Raw genomic sequence first — 16839 nt, 5'->3', positions numbered from 1 at the left:
CATGGCAATATTTAAAGACTATTTAGAGAATAAATCTCCCCTCATTCTTCATGGGGCTCTGGGAACAGAGATGGAGAGCTTGGGTTATGATATTTCTGGGAAACTCTGGTCAGCCAAGTACCTGCTTGACAAGCCAGAAGTTATTCAAAAAATCCATGAAACCTATGTAGCTGCTGGGTCTGATTTGATTACCACATCGTCTTATCAGGCAACCTTACCAGGCTTGATAGACGCTGGACTTACTGAGAAAGAAGCGGAGCAGATTATTGCCTTGACAGTTCAGTTGGCAAAGGCTGCACGCGATAAGGTCTGGGGAGCTTTAGATGAGACTGAGAAAGCTAAGCGTCCTTATCCATTGATCTCTGGTGATGTCGGTCCTTACGCAGCCTATTTGGCCAATGGTTCTGAGTACAGTGGTGATTATGGTCAGATTACCACAGAGGCTCTCAAGGAGTTTCATCGCCCTCGCATTCAAATTCTCCTAAATCAGGGTGTCGATTTGTTGGCTTTGGAAACCATTCCTAATCGTCTGGAAGCACAAGCTTTGAATGAACTTCTGGCTGAAGAATTTCCAGAAGCAGAAGTTTATATCAGTTTTACAGTCCAAGAACCAGGCACTATCAGTGATGGGACTTCTCTAGATGAGATTGCCCAGCTTGTTTCCCAGTCAGACCAAATCTTGGCTCTAGGAATCAACTGTAGTTCGCCTCTGCTCTATAATCAGGCTCTTGCTATTCTTAAAAATACTGGAAAAGCCCTCATTACTTACCCCAACTCAGGTGAGGTTTATGATGGTAGTACGCAGACTTGGAAACCTAAGGATAAGGATGCTCTGACCTTAGTGGAACACAGCAAGGATTGGCATGATCAGTTTGGGGTTAAGATTTTAGGTGGTTGCTGCCGCACACGTCCAAATGACATTAAAGCCTTATATGCAGAGTTTAGAACCTAGTCAAATTTCTAATTATTTGTTATAATAGGAGACTGTAAGGCTATGAGCTCTACACACTATTAGTAGAAAATGAAGCCAGCGTTAAGCTGGTTTTTAAAATGAAGAGGAAAATATGACCTACGAACAAGAATTTCTAAAAGACTTCGAAGCCTGGGTTGTTACCCAAGTTAAAGTAAACGAAACGGCCTTGGCCGCTAGCAAGAAAATCTGGGAAGAAGACGGCGATGAACGTGCACGTGATGCAAGTTACCGCTATGAAGCTAAATTGGATGCTTACAATTTCCTAATTGGTAAGTTTGCCAACTATCGTGCTGGCAAAGGTTTCCATGATATGCCAGATGGCTTGTTCGGGGAACGTCACTATTAATAAAGGATGAAAAAGAAAATGGCGATACTACTTTATAGAAAGGTATCGTCTATCAAAATAGGAGAAAACTAAACATGGCTAAAGTAAAAAATAAAAAGAAAGCTTTTAAACGCCGTTTGAAAAAACAAGGACTTTTCAATAATGTTAAAGCCCCTGTTCCACCCGTTGCGCCTGTTCCACCAGTGCCACCAGTAGCACCACAACCTGTTGCTGAAACTAAGACAGTTGCTAAGGAAGAAGTGGTAGCTACAGACCTTAGTCTTGAAGCCTTTGCAGAACTTCCAGAGGTTGAAGGCCTTCGTTCAAACCTTGTAGAAACTCTTTATAATGAAGGTTTGACTTCAGTAGAGGCTTTTGCTACTGTGACTGAAGAAGAAGTTCTTGCCCTCAAGGGTGTTGGACCTGCGACAGTTAAAAAATTGAAAGAAAATGGTGTTAGCTTCAAAGCTTAAGCCTAAAAAAAATCCGAGGTGTAGCCTTCGGATTTTTTATTGTTTTAGAAAGCATTGCTTGATTAGAAAAACAAGAAAACCACTAGTAAATCTAGTGGTTAGTAGGTCTGGATTGTTTATTTCTTTGGGTTTTGTTTGGTTAAATTAAGTCCAAAAGGTACCAAGTTTTCTTGATGCCTGCGGATGCGCCCCATATTTTCAGTGTGGCGGAAGATGATAAGCAAAGCCATGATGGTAAGAACCCCAGTAAAAATAAGGTCATAGCCATCTAGTAAGAAATGGATGGCTGGAAACACAGCTAAGGTAATAAGTCCAACAATTGCTGCAGTGACACTTGAAAATGAAATCATGCTGGTTAGATAGAGTGTTAGGGCAAAGACCAAGAGTAGGAATACACAGTAGAGTGGGGCAAAGCCAAGAAGCACCCCTGCACTTGTCGCTACAGCCTTCCCGCCTTTAAATCCAGCAAAGATTGGAAAAACATGTCCGATAATAGCAAAGAAACCAATGATTAGAGGTGAAACCTCTGTAACACCAAGCCAGATAGGTAGCAGAACAGCCAAAGTCCCCTTGAACATATCAACCAAGAAGGTGATGGTACCAGCAGTCTTACCTAGAACACGAAAGGTATTGGTTGTTCCAGTATTTCCAGAGCCATGCTCACGAAGATTGGTATGGAAGAATAGTTTCCCAATCCAGAGGCCGGTCTGAATGGAACCTAACAAGTAGGCGATTAGGATTAACAATAAGATTTTCATGAGATAATTATAGCATACAGCCTAGTAATTGACAAAGTCAGTCAGCCTTAAGATATCTTTTGGACTTTCTTGATTTCTTTTGCAAATTCTTCTGAAAACTTATAAAATAATAAGGATGAAAATTTTGGAGGTCACTCTTGGCTAAAAAAGAAATAAATGTAAATAATTATAATGATGATGCCATTCAGGTACTAGAAGGGTTGGATGCGGTTCGCAAGCGCCCAGGAATGTACATTGGCTCAACGGATGGAACAGGACTTCACCACCTAGTTTGGGAGATTGTCGACAATGCGGTCGATGAAGCTCTTTCTGGTTTTGGTGATGTCATCGCTGTCACCCTAAATAAGGATGGTTCCGTTTCTGTTTCTGACTCTGGACGTGGGATGCCGACAGGTATGCATGCCATGGGTAAACCAACAGTTGAAGTTATTTTCACTGTTCTCCACGCGGGTGGTAAATTTGGACAGGGTGGTTATAAGACTTCTGGTGGTCTTCACGGTGTGGGTTCTTCAGTTGTTAATGCGCTATCTAGCTGGCTTGAGGTAGAAATTACCCGTGACGGTAGTGTTTATCGTCAGCGTTTTGAAAATGGGGGTCACCCTGTAACAGGACTTGAAAAAATCGGCAAGGCACCTAAATCTAAGACAGGTACAAAAGTTACCTTTATGCCTGATGCTAGTATCTTTTCAACGACTGACTTCAAATTTAACACCATTTCAGAACGTCTCAAAGAATCAGCCTTCCTTCTTAAGAATGTCACTATGACATTGACAGACTTGCGTGGCGAAGAAGAAGTTCGTGAAGAATTCCACTATGAAAATGGGGTTCAAGACTTTGTATCTTACTTGAATGAGGACAAGGAAACACTGACACCAGTCATCTATATTGATGGGGACCAGCAGGAATTTCACCTAGAAGTAGCCCTTCAGTACAATGACGGTTACTCTGATAATATCCTTTCCTTTGTCAATAATGTCCGTACTAAGGATGGCGGTACTCACGAGACAGGCTTTAAATCAGCTATTACCAAGGCCTTTAACGATTATGCCCGTAAGACAGGCCTTCTCAAAGAAAAAGATAAAAATCTTGAAGGCTCAGATTACCGTGAGGGCTTGTCAGCAGTTATCTCGCTCTTGGTTCCTGAAGAACACCTTCAGTTTGAAGGACAAACCAAGGACAAACTTGGATCTCCTTTAGCTCGTCCTATTGTGGATAGCATCGTTTCAGAGCATTTGACCTACTTCCTTATGGAAAATGGAGATTTGGCTTCGAACTTGGTGCGTAAGGCTATCAAGGCCCGTGATGCCCGTGAAGCTGCCAGAAAAGCTCGTGATGCCAGTCGAAATGGCAAGAAAAATAAAAAAGACAAGGGACTCTTGTCAGGAAAATTGACGCCAGCCCAGTCTAAAAATGCTAAGAAAAATGAGCTTTATCTGGTCGAAGGGGATTCTGCCGGCGGTTCAGCCAAACAAGGCCGTGATCGTAAATTCCAGGCCATTCTTCCTCTTCGAGGGAAGGTCCTCAACACTGAGAAAGCCAAAATGGCAGACATTCTCAAAAACGAAGAAATCAATACCATGATTTATACTATCGGTGCTGGAGTTGGAGCTGACTTTAACCTTGACGATATTAACTACGACAAGATTATCATCATGACCGATGCCGATACCGATGGAGCTCACATCCAGACCTTGCTTCTTACTTTCTTCTATCGTTATATGCGTCCACTAGTGGAAGCAGGACACGTTTATATCGCTCTGCCTCCTCTTTACAAGATGTCCAAAGGGAAAGGTAAGAAGGAAGTTGTCGAATATGCTTGGACGGATGGGGAACTTGAAGAACTTCGTCAAAAATTTGGTCGTGGAGCTATTCTCCAGCGTTACAAGGGGCTTGGTGAGATGAATGCTGACCAGCTTTGGGAAACAACTATGGATCCAGAGACCAGAACGCTTATCCGAGTAACTATTGACGACCTAGCGCGTGCCGAACGTCGTGTCTCAGTTCTTATGGGAGATAAGGCGGCACCACGCCGTCAATGGATTGAAGATAACGTTAAATTTACCTTGGAAGAAAGCGGCGCATTTTAAGTTGCAGGCCAGTAGGGAATGTAATAAGATAGAGTTAGGGAGAGCGCTTACTATCAATAGATACTTGGGATTATAAAGAAACAAGTTGATTATTTTCTACATCGTTTATTAACTATTTGCAGTGTCATTGACTAGAAATCAATGGAGGTAGAAAAATGGATTTTAATGTTATCGATTACCTAGCTTACCATGCAGATGTAGCTTTTCCTGCTATTATTCTTATGGTTATTGTTTCTACCATATACTTAATTTTTTATGGCATACGACCTATAAAAACACGCTTTTTTATCCTTTTTCTTCTATCTATAGTTTCCCTCATAATCTTCGTGGTGGATAATCCTCTCTATTCTTATTTTGGAAGTCCATACTCAGGTTTATTATTTGTTTTTTACTATATGTTGATCTTTTCAGTGTTTTATGTGCCATTCTCGCTAATAGCTTTTATAAAAAGTCTTCTACATTTAATACGCTTTCAAAATACGCTTTCAAACCAAATATTCAATCTTACTAGTTATTAATAGTTTCTTTGCCACATTACTGGCTTTCCTCAATCTGCTCTTTTTACAAGGGTCTTTGGGATTTCTCCCTGCTTCATCTATGTACCTTATTTTTCTTCTCCTAGCGATAATTGGTATTGTTCAAACTATAATAGGAGGAAAGGAAAATGAAAAAAATAAAGACTATATTGCTAAGTCAGGAAAAGACAGTATGAGGTAAACCTATGTTATCTAAGGTATTAAGTTTTTTACTTTACTATCCTCAAGTGGTGTTTCCTGTATGTGCAGGGGCAATAGCTTATTTAAGCGTTTATAAAAAGAGACCACTAAAAACACGCTTTTTGATCTTGCCTATACTAGTAGTGATAACCTTCCTTCTATCTTTGATAGATAATCCCTTCTCACAGAGGACCTACACGGGGTTGTTATTGGCTTTCTACTATGTCTATGTTTTTTCTCCCCTAAGTGTTGTTTGTAGTATCACATCTCTTTTAAAAAGTATCTATCATTATAAGCTATTCCGTATGCCATTAGCTCTAGTTCTCGTGATCAATGGCTCCATAATGACCGGTCTAACAATTTTAAACCTTATTTTATTCTTTGGGGAACTTTCTACTTCATTGACACTATCTTGTGTATCTTTCATTTTAATTGCGATAAGCACAGTGGTTCAATTTGTGATTGGTGAAATAGAAACTAGGAAGGTGAAAACCATTCTTCTACAGTTACAAAGTCAAGGAACAACATTGTAATTAGAGGTGTTGCAGTGAAGTAGGGGATCTACTATTTGTCTTTTATATTATTTCAAATCATTACTTAAACTAAAAAAATAAAGAGAAATCTTATGTCTAATATTCAAAACATGTCCCTTGAGGACATCATGGGGGAGCGTTTTGGACGCTACTCCAAATACATTATTCAGGAGCGTGCGCTTCCTGACATTCGTGACGGTTTGAAACCCGTTCAACGTCGTATTCTTTATTCCATGAATAAGGATGGCAATACCCATGACAAGGGCTATCGTAAATCTGCCAAGTCGGTGGGTAACATTATGGGTAATTTTCACCCACATGGCGATAGTTCCATTTATGACGCCATGGTGCGTATGTCCCAGGACTGGAAGAATCGTGAAATCTTAGTTGAAATGCACGGTAACAACGGTTCTATGGATGGTGATCCACCAGCGGCTATGCGTTATACAGAGGCGCGCTTGTCAGAGATTGCTGGCTACCTTCTTCAAGATATTGATAAAAACACCGTTCCTTGGGCTTGGAACTTTGATGATACAGAGAAGGAACCAACCGTATTACCTGCCGCCTTTCCAAACCTCTTGGTTAATGGGGCTACAGGGATTTCTGCTGGTTATGCCACAGATATTCCACCGCATAATCTGTCAGAGGTCATCGATGCCGTTGTCTACATGATTGATCACCCATCTGCTAAACTGGATAAATTGATGGAATTCTTGCCTGGTCCAGATTTCCCAACAGGGGCTATCATTCAGGGTAAAGATGAGATTCGTAAGGCCTACGAAACTGGTAAGGGCCGCGTCGTTGTGCGTTCACGTACTGAAATTGAACAACTCAAAGGTGGCAAGGAACAAATCATCGTTACTGAAATTCCTTACGATGTCAATAAGGCAGTTCTTGTTAAAAAAATCGATGATGTTCGAGTCAATAACAAGGTTCCAGGTATTGCGGAAGTTCGTGATGAGTCTGACCGTACAGGGTTACGTATTGCTATTGAACTTAAGAAGGATGCTGACAGCCAAACTATTCTTAACTACCTTTTGAAATATACGGATCTTCAGGTCAACTACAATTTCAACATGGTGGCTATTGATAATTTCACCCCACGTCAAGTTGGCTTGCAAAAGATTTTATCTAGCTACATTGCCCACCGTCGTGATATTATCGTTGCTCGTTCAAAATTTGACAAGGAAAAAGCTGAAAAACGTCTTCATATTGTCGAAGGTTTGATCCGTGTTATTTCTATTTTGGATGAGGTTATCGCTCTTATCCGAGCTTCTGAAAATAAGGCTGATGCTAAGGAAAATCTTAAGGTCAGCTATGATTTTTCAGAAGAACAAGCAGAAGCTATCGTGACCTTGCAACTTTATCGTTTGACCAATACGGATATTGTCACCCTCCAAAATGAGGAAGCTGATTTACGTGAACAAATCGCGACCTTGGCTGCTATCATTGGTGATGAGCGTACCATGTTTAATGTCATGAAACGTGAACTCCGTGACATTAAGAAGAAATTTGGTAATGACCGTCGTTCAGAGTTGCAAGCAGAAACCAAGACCATTGAAATTGATACTGCAAGTTTGATTGTTGAAGAAGAAACCTATGTCAGCATCACTCGCGGTGGTTACGTCAAACGTACAAGCCCACGTTCTTTCAATGCTTCAACGATTGACGAAGTCGGAAAACGTGATGATGATGATTTGATTCTGGTTCAGCAAGCTAAGACGACACAACACCTCTTGATTTTCACTAATCAGGCCAATGTGATTTATCGTCCAATCCATGAGCTACCAGACATTCGTTGGAAGGATTTGGGAGAGCATTTATCACAAACTATCACCAATTTATCTAAGGATGAAGAAGTGCTTTACGCAGAAATCCTGGATGATTTTGAAACAGGTACTTACCTAGCAGCTACCAAGCTGGGTCAGATTAAACGTTTCGAACGCAAGGAATTTACGCCATGGCGTACCTACAAGTCTAAGTCGGTTAAATACGCTAAACTCAAGGATGATAGTGATTTTATTGTTACGGTTACGCCAATTCAATTGGATGATATCATGATTATCACTCAAAAGGGTTATGCCCTTCGCTTTAACGCGGACGAAGTGCCAGTAGTTGGTGCCAAGGCAGCAGGTGTTAAGACAATCAATCTTAAGGATGATGATACCGTTCAGGCTGTTTTTGTAGCAAATACTCAAAGTTTCTACCTTCTGACACAAAGAGCTAGTCTCAAACGTGTAGCTACAGCAGATATTCCACAGGCTAAGCGAGCTGGTCGAGGTCTCCAAGTTCTTCGTGAGCTTAAGACGAAACCACACCGTGTCTTCACTGCGGGTCCAGTCTTTACGGAAAATGCTGGTGGCGAGATAGATCTTCTAGCAACACCAGTGGAAGAGACTCCTCAGACCTTGCTTGTAACAGCTACAACAGGTGAAACGGCAGAGGTTGACTTGTCCCTTCTAAATCTTTCAGACCGTACTAGCAACGGTAGCTTCATTGAAGGATTAGCAGACAAAGAAGTCTTTTCTGCCAAGATTATTGAAAGATAAAGATAAGAAAGCTTTGTTCTCTTATTAGAGGGCAGAGTTTTTTTCTTTGATGGGCAAAATAAGTGTTTTAAAAAGAATTGTCAGAATTTTGCAACATAACCTTGAAATTTTCAATGAAAAGGACTATACTAGAAAGCACATAGTAACAGAAAAGAGGATATACACATGACAGTTGATTTAGACTGGGAAAATCTAGGATTTAATTACAGTAAACTTCCATTCCGTTATATCTCATATTACAAAGACGGTAAATGGGATGAGGGGCAATTGACTGAGGATGCGACTTTGCATATTTCAGAAGCATCTCCAGCCCTTCACTATGGTCAAGAAGCTTTTGAAGGCCTCAAGGCTTACCGTACTAAAGATGGCTCTATTCAATTGTTCCGTCCAGATGAAAATGCTAAACGTTTGCAACGTACTGCGGATCGTCTTTTGATGCCACAAGTTCCCGTTGACAAATTTGTAGATGCATGTAAACAAGTTGTACGTGCAAATGAAGAATATGTTCCACCATATGGTACAGGTGCAACACTTTATCTCCGTCCATTGTTGATTGGGGTTGGTGATATCATTGGTGTGCATCCAGCAGATGAGTATATCTTTACCATTTTTGCTATGCCAGTAGGTAACTACTTCAAAGGTGGTTTGGCTCCAACAAACTTCCTTATTCAAGATGATTATGACCGTGCTGCGCCACATGGTACAGGTGCTGCTAAGGTTGGTGGTAACTACGCAGCAAGTATGTTGCCAGGTAAGATTGCACATGACCGTAACTTCTCTGATGTGATCTACCTTGATCCAGCAACTCACACTAAGATTGAAGAAGTGGGTTCTGCAAACTTCTTTGGTATCACAGCCGATAAAGAATTCATTACACCACTCAGCCCATCTATCTTGCCATCTATCACCAAGTTTTCATTGCTTTACTTGGCTGAAAATCGCTTTGGCATGAAAGCTATCCAAGGTGATGTTAAGATTTCTGAATTGGATAAATTTGTTGAAGCAGGTGCCTGCGGTACAGCTGCCGTTATCTCACCAATTGGTGGGGTACAACATGGTGATGACTTCCATGTCTTCTACTCAGAAACAGAAGTAGGTCCTGTAACACGTAAACTTTATGATGAGTTGACAGGTATCCAATTTGGTGATGTTGAAGCACCAGAAGGATGGATTGTCAAAGTTGACTAATTCTTAATAGATAAATGATTATTTTAAGGCTTGCTCTTGCAAGCTTTTTTCTTTTTCGGTAGAATTAAGGAGATACATTAAGAAAGGATGGCTCGAGCCAAGTATCGGGTATAAATCTATGAGTAAAAAAGATAAAAAAATTGAAATCCAAATCAAAGATGCCAAAGTCATTGTAAACAAAGCAACCATTGAAGGTTTTGAGCTTCTTGTTGGTAAGAAAGTCATCGGACAAATTGTAGAAATCGATGGGAAGTTTGCCGTTGTTGATAAAGAAAACGTAGCAGGTTTCCACAAGAAAATGGATGATGCAATAGCTGCCATTATCGAAGCCTACAATCTTAATCATTAAAATCCAAAGTAAAGGCTTGCTTTGGTCAAGAAACTGTGTTATACTATTTCTTGTTCTTAAGGAGAGATAGCGAAGAGGCTAAACGCGGCGGACTGTAAATCCGCTCCTTCGGGTTCGGGGGTTCGAATCCCTCTCTCTCCATGTCTAAGAAACTGAATCGGAATATTCGATATCAAGTGCTTAGATGTTTTTTTATAGCATTTTGCTATTGGGGTATAGCCAAGCGGTAAGGCAAGGGACTTTGACTCCCTCATGCGTTGGTTCGAATCCAGCTACCCCAGTCAAAGGTATCGGGTGCATTGGCACCGTCTATGTTAATAATTGTCTTTGCGGGTACCTTGAAAAATATATTGTTATCAAGGGTCAGAATTGGCTGGCTCTTGTTGGAGGATTTTTTTAGAATGAACGAATTTGAAGAATTGCTAAACAGTGTTAGCGAAGTTAACACAGGTGACGTTGTAACAGCTGAAGTTATCTCAGTAGATAATGATCAAGCAAATGTTGTTATCGAAGGAACTGGTATCGAAGGTGTTTTGACACGTCGTGAATTGACAAACGACCGTGACGCAAACGTTGCAGACCTTGTTAAAGTTGGTGAAACACTTGAAGTGCTTGTTCTTCGTCAAGTTGTTGGTAAAGATACTGATACTGTAACTTACCTTGTATCTAAAAAACGCTTGGAAGCTCGCAAAGCTTGGGATAAACTTGTTGGTCGTGAAGAAGAAGTTGTTACTGTTAAAGGAACACGTGCTGTTAAAGGTGGTCTTTCAGTTGAATTTGAAGGACTCCGTGGATTTATTCCAGCTTCAATGATTGATACTCGTTTTGTTCGTAACACTGAACAATTCGTAGGTCAAGAATTTGACGCTAAAATTAAAGAAGTTGATCCAGCTGAAAATCGTTTCATCCTTTCACGTCGTGAAGTGGTTGAAGCAGAAGCTGCAGAAGCTCGTAAAGAAGTCTTCTCTAAACTTGAAGTTGGTTCAGTAGTAACTGGTAAAGTTGCTCGTTTGACAAGCTTCGGTGCTTTCATCGACCTTGGTGGTGTTGACGGACTTGTTCACGTGACTGAATTGTCTCACGAACGTAACGTTTCACCTAAATCAGTTGTATCTGTTGGTGATGAAGTTGAAGTTAAAGTTCTTGCTATCGACGAAGAAGCAGGACGTGTTTCACTTTCACTTAAAGCAACAACACCTGGACCATGGGATGGCGTTGAACAAAAACTTGCTGCTGGTGATGTAATCGAAGGTAAAGTTAAACGTTTGACTGACTTTGGTGCTTTCGTTGAAGTATTACCAGGAATCGATGGACTTGTTCACATCTCACAAATTTCACACAAACGTGTTGAAAATCCAAAAGATGTTCTTTCAGTAGGTCAAGACGTTACTGTTAAAGTTCTTGAAGTAAACGCTGATGCAGAACGTGTATCACTTTCTATCAAAGCTCTTGAAGAACGTCCAGCTAACGCTGAAGGCGAAAACAACGAAAAACGTCAATCACGTCCACGTCGTCCAAAACGTCAAGAAAAACGTGACTACGAACTTCCAGAAACTCAATCTGGATTCTCAATGGCGGATCTTTTCGGAGATATCGAATTGTAAGATAATAATGAGACATGGAAACATGTCTTTTTTTATATTTTAGAGTATGCTATAATAGTATACTGTTAGCACCCTTAGTGTAATGGATATCACGTAAGATTCCGGTTCTTGAGATAGGGGTTCGATTCCCTTAGGGTGCAAAAAGAAAAACGTTGAAAGATTTGTTCGCTCAACGTTTTTTAGTTGCTAAGTTTTAGTGAAAGTATTCCAAAAAATCTTTTAGTGTTGAAAGGAAAAAGGCAAACATACAGATGAATGGCTACTAGCTTATCCTAAAATCAAAGTTGACTACTGTATTAGCGTCTCTATAGTGGATTTATTGGGGGAGACAGTTTGGCTAATCTTTTGCAATTTATTAAAGAATTTGATATAATACTCAGTATCTCATATTGGGGTCGTTACGGATTCGACAGGCATTATGAGGCATATTCTGCGACTCGTGTGGCGACGTAAACGCTCAGTTAAATATAACTGCAAAAAATACTAATTCTTACGCTGTAGCAGCCTAAACACCTGCTCGCGTGACTTCTAGCAGATTGCTTATGTTTGTTTAGAGGTTTTATTGATTTATAAGCTACGTTTGACCATTGCCTAACTGGTTGAAAAGAGATTTATAGGCTCGCAGATAGAAGGCTTGAGTTATGTGTCGTCTATCTGTTAAATGAAAGACATAACCTATGGTTGTAGACGAATATGTTGGCAGGTGTTTGGACGTGGGTTCGACTCCCACCGGCTCCATAAATACTTGAGGCGTCAGCCTTTTATTTGTGTATATAGGAATTTATTATGAAAAAACTTTTGTCTTTGACCGTTTTAGGTCTCTCACTTTTTACTCTAGCTGCTTGTGGAAAATCTTCGTCTAAGACTGAGACGAAGGGGTCTATGGATAATGAGGCTTCAAAGATTTTAACTGTTAAGCATGGGAATGTTCGCCAGAACTTTGATAAAATCACCATGGCAAATGCTTCTCAAGAATTCTCAGGAGGCTCAAATCTTGATAGCTTGAAGGGCTGGTTTGGTGAGCCCTCATCAACTGGTCAGGAGCAGGCAGGAGATGCTAAGCTTGATGTTTATAATTGGCAGTATGACAATGTTGTGGTTACTGCGAAACTCTTTAACAATAGTACTGTCGTTAAGTCAATTTCAAACTTTTCTTACGTCCGTGATCCTAAAATCACACTGAAGATGTACGAAAATCTCAAAAATGGAACTAGCTATGACGATGCTGTCAAAACGCTTGGTACACCTGATGTTTATTCGATTGCAGTCTCTTCAGATGCAACAATGACACAAGCGCTTTGGTCTTCGAACCTTGTTGCTAAGAAGGGTGAAACAGGTAGCCTTACCCTTAACTTTAAAAATGGTGCCTTGGAAAACAAGTCACAAGCAAATTTGATTAATAAGTAATCGCAGTAAAAGATGCCTTTCTAAATCAATGAAGGCATTTTTTTGTTATAATAAAAGGAGCGATTAAAATTATGGAGATGTAATGACCAAAAAAAGACTATTTTTTATAGGGATAGCCGGTTTAATACTGGTATTCTTATGGCCTCTTTTAAATAACTTCATCCCCTTAATCAAGGAATGGACCAACGCTAAGCATGATCAAGCCTTTTTAAGAGAAGTTTTTAAGCAGGCTAATTTCCAAAATGCACTGATCCTTCTTAGTCTCATGATTCTGTCATCGGCTATTCCTGGAGTTTCAAGTTCTATTTTTTGTATTTTTGTTGGGCTACTCTATGGCCCTTTGCTTGCGATTCCGATGAATATTATTGGTAATACTTTTGGGAATTTGACTAGTTTTGAAATTCTGAGAAGACTTGAAAAGCCAGAGAAGTCCAAACGCATGGAGAAACTTCTAAACTATATTGAGAACTTTAAGCATCGCTTTATTGGGATTTCACTGGCCTTCTCTATTCCATTTATACCATCAGCTCTGGTCAATTATGCTTGTGTTCAAATGAATTTACCCACAAGGACGAGGATTTTGGCGATACTTATTGGAGTGACGCCAGTATCGATTGTTTATGCAGTTAGTGGAGATTTGTTGCTTAATATCCGTCCAATCCGAATGCCATTAGTGGCAGTACTTGCCATCTTGCTTTTTATCTCACTCGTCATTTACTTTATCCATTTTAGGAAGGAAAAAAATGAGCTTCATTCAAGTAACTAAAGAAGAATTTAACACACATGCTCAACAAGTGTCTGAGCGTTCTTTTATGCAAACTGAGGAAATGGCTAAGCTTCTTGAAAAACGTGGATTTAGCATTAGCTATGTCGCTTGGAAAGAAGGAGACCAGCTAGAAGTCTCAGCAATTGTCTACAGCATGCCTATGACTGGTGGGCTTCGTATGGAGGTGAATTGTGGACCGATTCACTCAAATACAGCTCATCTAAGCGACTTTTACCAAGGTTTGAAGGATTATGCTAAGGAAAATGGTTCTCTTGAACTATTAATCAAACCTTATGATACTTATCAAACTTTTGATAGTAATGGTGAACCAACTAGTGATGAGCAGAAGCAATTGATTAGTCAGTTGACTGATTTAGGCTATAGCTTTGATGGTTTACAGACAGGCTATCCTGGTGGTGAACCTGACTGGCACTATGTGAAGGATTTATCAGGGATTGAAGAAAAAGATCTCATCAAATCTTTTAGTAAAAAGGGAAAACCTCTGGTTAAAAAAGCCAAAACGTTCGGGATTAAATTAAAAAAACTGAAACGTGATGAGTTATCCATTTTTAAAGAAATCACTTCAGCGACCTCTGATCGTCGTGAGTATAGTGATAAATCGTTGGATTATTATCAAGACTTTTATGATGCTTTTGGTGACAATGCTGATTTTATGGTTGCTACCCTGAATTTTCAAGATTACTATGACCATTTGGAAAGTGATCAAGCTAAATTGGGGGCTAGAATTGTTAAACTCCAGGCTGATTTAGAGGCTAATCCAAAGTCTGAGAAAAAGCAAAACCAATTGAGAGAACTATCAAGTCAGTTTGAGACTTTTGATGTTCGTAAGGGAGAGGCAACTGCCTTTATCGATAAGTATGGTCAGGAAGACATTGTTCTGGCTGGAAGTCTTTTCGTCTATACCCCTCAAGAAGCTGTTTATCTCTTTAGTGGATCTTATCCTGAGTTTAATAAGTTTTATGCGCCAGCGCTCTTGCAAGAGTATGTGATGACACAAGCTATCAAACGTGGTATTACTTTCTATAATTTCCTTGGGATTATGGGGATTTTTGATGGTTCAGATGGAGTTTTGCGATTTAAACAAAACTTTAATGGTTACATTGTTCGCAAGATGGGAACCTTCCGCTATTATCCACAACCGCTTAAATACAAAGCGATTCAAGGAGTTAAGAAACTGCTTGGACGTTCTTAAATTTTAGAGGACTTCGATTTGAGTCCTCTTTCATTATAAGTCTCTATATGGGCTTGGACCATTGTAAAGAGAGATTAGAAATTAAGGAGGTAAGTTGATGAAACTTGCACTATTGGGTACAGGAATGATTGTGACAGAGGTTCTTCCTGTGTTAACTACTATTGAAGGAATTGAGCTTAAAGCTATCATGTCGACACCACGATCACTTGACAAAGCTAAAGCTTTAGCTAAGCAATATGGTTTGGCTCAGGCGACTAGTGATTATGAGGAGATTTTGTCCAATCCAGAAGTTGATACGATTTATGTGGGAACGCCCAACCATACCCACTATGATTATGCTAAGAAAGCACTTTTGGCCGGCAAGCATGTTATTTGTGAGAAACCTTTCACCTTACATTTGGAAGAGTTTGAAGAGCTGGCTAAGCTTGCGCAAGAAAAAGAGCTTCTCTTGATGGAGGCTATTACCAATCAATATTTGGCTAATTTTACAGCGATTAAGGAAGCCTTGTCTGATATTGGAGATATTAAGATTGTGAATATCAATTATTCTCAATATTCTTCACGTTACGATGCCTTTAAGCGAGGAGAGATTGCTCCTGCCTTCAACCCTGAAATGGGTGGGGGAGCACTTAGAGATCTTAATATCTATAATATCCATCTCCTGGTTGGTCTCTTTGGTAAGCCTAATCGTGTGGAATATCTACCTAATGTGGAGCGAGGAGTGGATACGTCAGGAATTCTAGTTTTGGACTATGGTCACTTTAAGGCTGTTGCCATTGGAGCTAAAGACTGTAGTGCCGAGATTCGTTCAACTATTCAAGGAGATAAGGGAGCTATTACCATTTTTGGTGCAACCAACACTCTCCCTGAGATTGGCGTCACCCTCAATGGTCAGAAAGAGAGAGTCGTCAATCTCAATAGTCTACAACATCGTATGCATGATGAATTTGTGGCTTTTGAAAAGATGGTGGCGACCAAGGATTTTGACAGTGTTGCCAAGCAGTTGGAACATAGTCGTCAGGTTATGGAAGTTCTGGATCAAGCTTCGAAAGCTTTGTAACATACAAAAAAACAAGCAGTGGTATTAGCCATTGCTTGTTTTGTCTTATACAGTTGTTGGGAATGAGATCTCAATCAATTTGTCAGTGTGTACTGTTCTGAGTTTGTCCATCAAAACGATATCCTTGTCGATTTTTCGTTTGAGGAAGAATTCACGGATAACTTCTAATTCATTGTCTTTAACAGCACGGTGTTTATTTGAAATCAAGAGTTCATAATGCTTAGGTGCTTGTGTAAAGACAACATCAGTATTCCCAGCAGAGTAGGTCTCTACGAGAAAGGCATCCGTGTTGTCAAGTTGGTTTTGAACAAGTTCTTGGTGTGTACGGGTCGTATTAATGAGTTTCATAGTTTCCTCCTAGGATTTGCCAGTTGTTGTGTTAGTTTCTTTCCATTGTTCGATTCCCCATTTATGACTGCCACGTTTAAGTTTAGCAATGGCTTCGTCAATTGGAAACCAGGCCAGGTTATTGAAATCTTCGAGAGGTTTGCCAATTTTTGAAAAATCTACAACTTCATAAATATAGGCTGGATTGTAATAGTAAGTGTCACGGTGGCTTGAATAGAAGTATTCATCAGCCTGGCCATAGTACTGGCCTAAAGTGGCTGTAAACCCAAGTTCTTCAATTAACTCGCGTTCTAATGCGCTATAGTGATCCTCGCCTGCTTCGATCTCTCCACCTGGGAGAAACCAAGCTCCGTTAGGAGCCTGGACTAAAATAATCTTTGTCTTTTCTTGGTTAGGAATCACAGCATAAACACCGTAACGTGTTTGATAATGAGCTCCCTCAACCTTGTCACCAAATGTTGGATTCATGAGTTGCTCCTTACGTTTATTT

Annotated in this window: 14 protein-coding genes, 3 tRNA genes, 1 other RNA gene and 1 pseudogene; 16 read left to right on the top strand and 3 right to left on the bottom strand. The window is 40.1% G+C overall.

What is annotated here, in order from left to right:
• Nucleotide 1 precedes the first annotated feature (1 nt).
• The 3 genes from mmuM to H7U01_RS00735 all read left to right on the top strand — a co-directional run bounded on the left by mmuM (nucleotide 2) and on the right by H7U01_RS00735 (nucleotide 1771).
• Nucleotides 2–952 carry a homocysteine S-methyltransferase gene (gene mmuM, locus H7U01_RS00745; RefSeq protein WP_037597554.1) on the top strand — a complete coding sequence of 317 codons (951 nt, stop codon included), beginning with the start codon at nucleotides 2–4 and terminating at the stop codon, nucleotides 950–952.
• A gap of 112 nt (nucleotides 953–1064) precedes the next feature.
• The gene (locus tag H7U01_RS00740; protein ID WP_002886199.1) at nucleotides 1065–1319 is read left to right on the top strand and encodes a DUF1912 family protein; all 255 of its coding nucleotides are present in this window, start codon (nucleotides 1065–1067) and stop codon (nucleotides 1317–1319) included.
• Between the two features lie 74 nt (nucleotides 1320–1393).
• Nucleotides 1394–1771: a helix-hairpin-helix domain-containing protein gene (locus H7U01_RS00735; protein WP_002890347.1), complete on the top strand. Its 378-nt coding sequence runs from the start codon at nucleotides 1394–1396 to the stop codon at nucleotides 1769–1771.
• 116 nt (nucleotides 1772–1887) lie between these two features.
• Here the strand turns inward: H7U01_RS00735 and plsY are convergent, their stop codons facing one another.
• Nucleotides 1888–2529 carry a glycerol-3-phosphate 1-O-acyltransferase PlsY gene (plsY, locus tag H7U01_RS00730; protein ID WP_002890350.1) on the bottom strand — a complete coding sequence of 214 codons (642 nt, stop codon included), beginning with the start codon at nucleotides 2527–2529 and terminating at the stop codon, nucleotides 1888–1890.
• Between the two features lie 137 nt (nucleotides 2530–2666).
• On the opposite strand from plsY, the gene parE reads away from it, so the two are divergent.
• The 13 genes and pseudogenes from parE (at nucleotide 2667) to H7U01_RS00665 (ending at nucleotide 16001) form a co-directional block, all read left to right on the top strand.
• Entirely contained in the window at nucleotides 2667–4616 is a 1950-nt protein-coding gene (gene parE, locus H7U01_RS00725) for a DNA topoisomerase IV subunit B (protein ID WP_107372750.1), read from the top strand.
• A 1341-nt stretch (nucleotides 4617–5957) separates the two neighbouring features.
• Entirely contained in the window at nucleotides 5958–8414 is a 2457-nt protein-coding gene (gene parC / locus H7U01_RS00720; RefSeq protein WP_021144501.1) for a DNA topoisomerase IV subunit A, read from the top strand.
• A 156-nt stretch (nucleotides 8415–8570) separates the two neighbouring features.
• Nucleotides 8571–9602, top strand: a pseudogene (locus H7U01_RS00715) (branched-chain amino acid aminotransferase); the annotation flags it as partial.
• Between the two features lie 118 nt (nucleotides 9603–9720).
• Entirely contained in the window at nucleotides 9721–9951 is a 231-nt protein-coding gene (locus H7U01_RS00710; RefSeq protein WP_002950172.1) for a DUF2969 domain-containing protein, read from the top strand.
• 60 nt (nucleotides 9952–10011) lie between these two features.
• Nucleotides 10012–10092: transfer RNA gene (locus H7U01_RS00705), tRNA-Tyr, on the top strand.
• Between the two features lie 68 nt (nucleotides 10093–10160).
• Nucleotides 10161–10232 (top strand) — tRNA-Gln (locus H7U01_RS00700).
• Between the two features lie 120 nt (nucleotides 10233–10352).
• On the top strand, nucleotides 10353–11555 hold the full coding sequence (rpsA, locus tag H7U01_RS00695) for a 30S ribosomal protein S1 (protein ID WP_201040891.1): 1203 nt from the start codon (nucleotides 10353–10355) through the stop codon (nucleotides 11553–11555).
• A 68-nt stretch (nucleotides 11556–11623) separates the two neighbouring features.
• Nucleotides 11624–11695, top strand: a tRNA-Arg gene (locus H7U01_RS00690).
• A 251-nt stretch (nucleotides 11696–11946) separates the two neighbouring features.
• Nucleotides 11947–12296, top strand: a transfer-messenger RNA (tmRNA) gene (gene ssrA / locus H7U01_RS00685).
• A 45-nt stretch (nucleotides 12297–12341) separates the two neighbouring features.
• The gene (locus H7U01_RS00680; RefSeq protein WP_073687519.1) at nucleotides 12342–12962 is read left to right on the top strand and encodes a DUF3862 domain-containing protein; all 621 of its coding nucleotides are present in this window, start codon (nucleotides 12342–12344) and stop codon (nucleotides 12960–12962) included.
• 82 nt (nucleotides 12963–13044) lie between these two features.
• Nucleotides 13045–13728, top strand: a complete 684-nt coding sequence (locus tag H7U01_RS00675; protein ID WP_073686444.1) for a TVP38/TMEM64 family protein — start codon at nucleotides 13045–13047, stop codon at nucleotides 13726–13728.
• Entirely contained in the window at nucleotides 13706–14941 is a 1236-nt protein-coding gene (locus H7U01_RS00670; protein ID WP_080611478.1) for an aminoacyltransferase, read from the top strand. The genes H7U01_RS00675 and H7U01_RS00670 overlap by 23 nt, the downstream gene beginning before the upstream one ends.
• A 97-nt stretch (nucleotides 14942–15038) precedes the next feature.
• On the top strand, nucleotides 15039–16001 hold the full coding sequence (locus tag H7U01_RS00665; protein WP_021144497.1) for a Gfo/Idh/MocA family protein: 963 nt from the start codon (nucleotides 15039–15041) through the stop codon (nucleotides 15999–16001).
• A 45-nt stretch (nucleotides 16002–16046) separates the two neighbouring features.
• On the opposite strand, the gene H7U01_RS00660 is transcribed toward H7U01_RS00665, so the two are convergent.
• Both H7U01_RS00660 and H7U01_RS00655 read right to left on the bottom strand, forming a co-directional pair.
• Nucleotides 16047–16349, bottom strand: coding sequence for a DUF1827 family protein (locus tag H7U01_RS00660; protein ID WP_002885967.1), 303 nt, complete (start codon nucleotides 16347–16349; stop codon nucleotides 16047–16049).
• 9 nt (nucleotides 16350–16358) lie between these two features.
• On the bottom strand, nucleotides 16359–16817 hold the full coding sequence (locus H7U01_RS00655; RefSeq protein WP_002885978.1) for an NUDIX hydrolase: 459 nt from the start codon (nucleotides 16815–16817) through the stop codon (nucleotides 16359–16361).
• Nucleotides 16818–16839: the final 22 nt, after the last annotated feature.

It is taken from the genome of Streptococcus sp. 21.1 (assembly GCF_016648635.1).
Lineage (GTDB): Bacteria > Bacillota > Bacilli > Lactobacillales > Streptococcaceae > Streptococcus.
Note: the sequence above shows the minus strand (reverse complement) of the source record. Positions and strands in the feature narration are given on the sequence as shown.

Coding starts and splice junctions, on each gene's coding strand:
- mmuM (WP_037597554.1), top strand. CDS start 2: ATGGCAATATTTAAAGACTATTTAGAGAATAAATCTCCCCTCATTCTT.
- H7U01_RS00740 (WP_002886199.1), top strand. CDS start 1,065: ATGACCTACGAACAAGAATTTCTAAAAGACTTCGAAGCCTGGGTTGTT.
- H7U01_RS00735 (WP_002890347.1), top strand. CDS start 1,394: ATGGCTAAAGTAAAAAATAAAAAGAAAGCTTTTAAACGCCGTTTGAAA.
- plsY (WP_002890350.1), bottom strand. CDS start 2,529: ATGAAAATCTTATTGTTAATCCTAATCGCCTACTTGTTAGGTTCCATT.
- parC (WP_021144501.1), top strand. CDS start 5,958: ATGTCTAATATTCAAAACATGTCCCTTGAGGACATCATGGGGGAGCGT.
- H7U01_RS00710 (WP_002950172.1), top strand. CDS start 9,721: ATGAGTAAAAAAGATAAAAAAATTGAAATCCAAATCAAAGATGCCAAA.
- rpsA (WP_201040891.1), top strand. CDS start 10,353: ATGAACGAATTTGAAGAATTGCTAAACAGTGTTAGCGAAGTTAACACA.
- H7U01_RS00680 (WP_073687519.1), top strand. CDS start 12,342: ATGAAAAAACTTTTGTCTTTGACCGTTTTAGGTCTCTCACTTTTTACT.
- H7U01_RS00675 (WP_073686444.1), top strand. CDS start 13,045: ATGACCAAAAAAAGACTATTTTTTATAGGGATAGCCGGTTTAATACTG.
- H7U01_RS00670 (WP_080611478.1), top strand. CDS start 13,706: ATGAGCTTCATTCAAGTAACTAAAGAAGAATTTAACACACATGCTCAA.
- H7U01_RS00665 (WP_021144497.1), top strand. CDS start 15,039: ATGAAACTTGCACTATTGGGTACAGGAATGATTGTGACAGAGGTTCTT.
- H7U01_RS00660 (WP_002885967.1), bottom strand. CDS start 16,349: ATGAAACTCATTAATACGACCCGTACACACCAAGAACTTGTTCAAAAC.
- H7U01_RS00655 (WP_002885978.1), bottom strand. CDS start 16,817: ATGAATCCAACATTTGGTGACAAGGTTGAGGGAGCTCATTATCAAACA.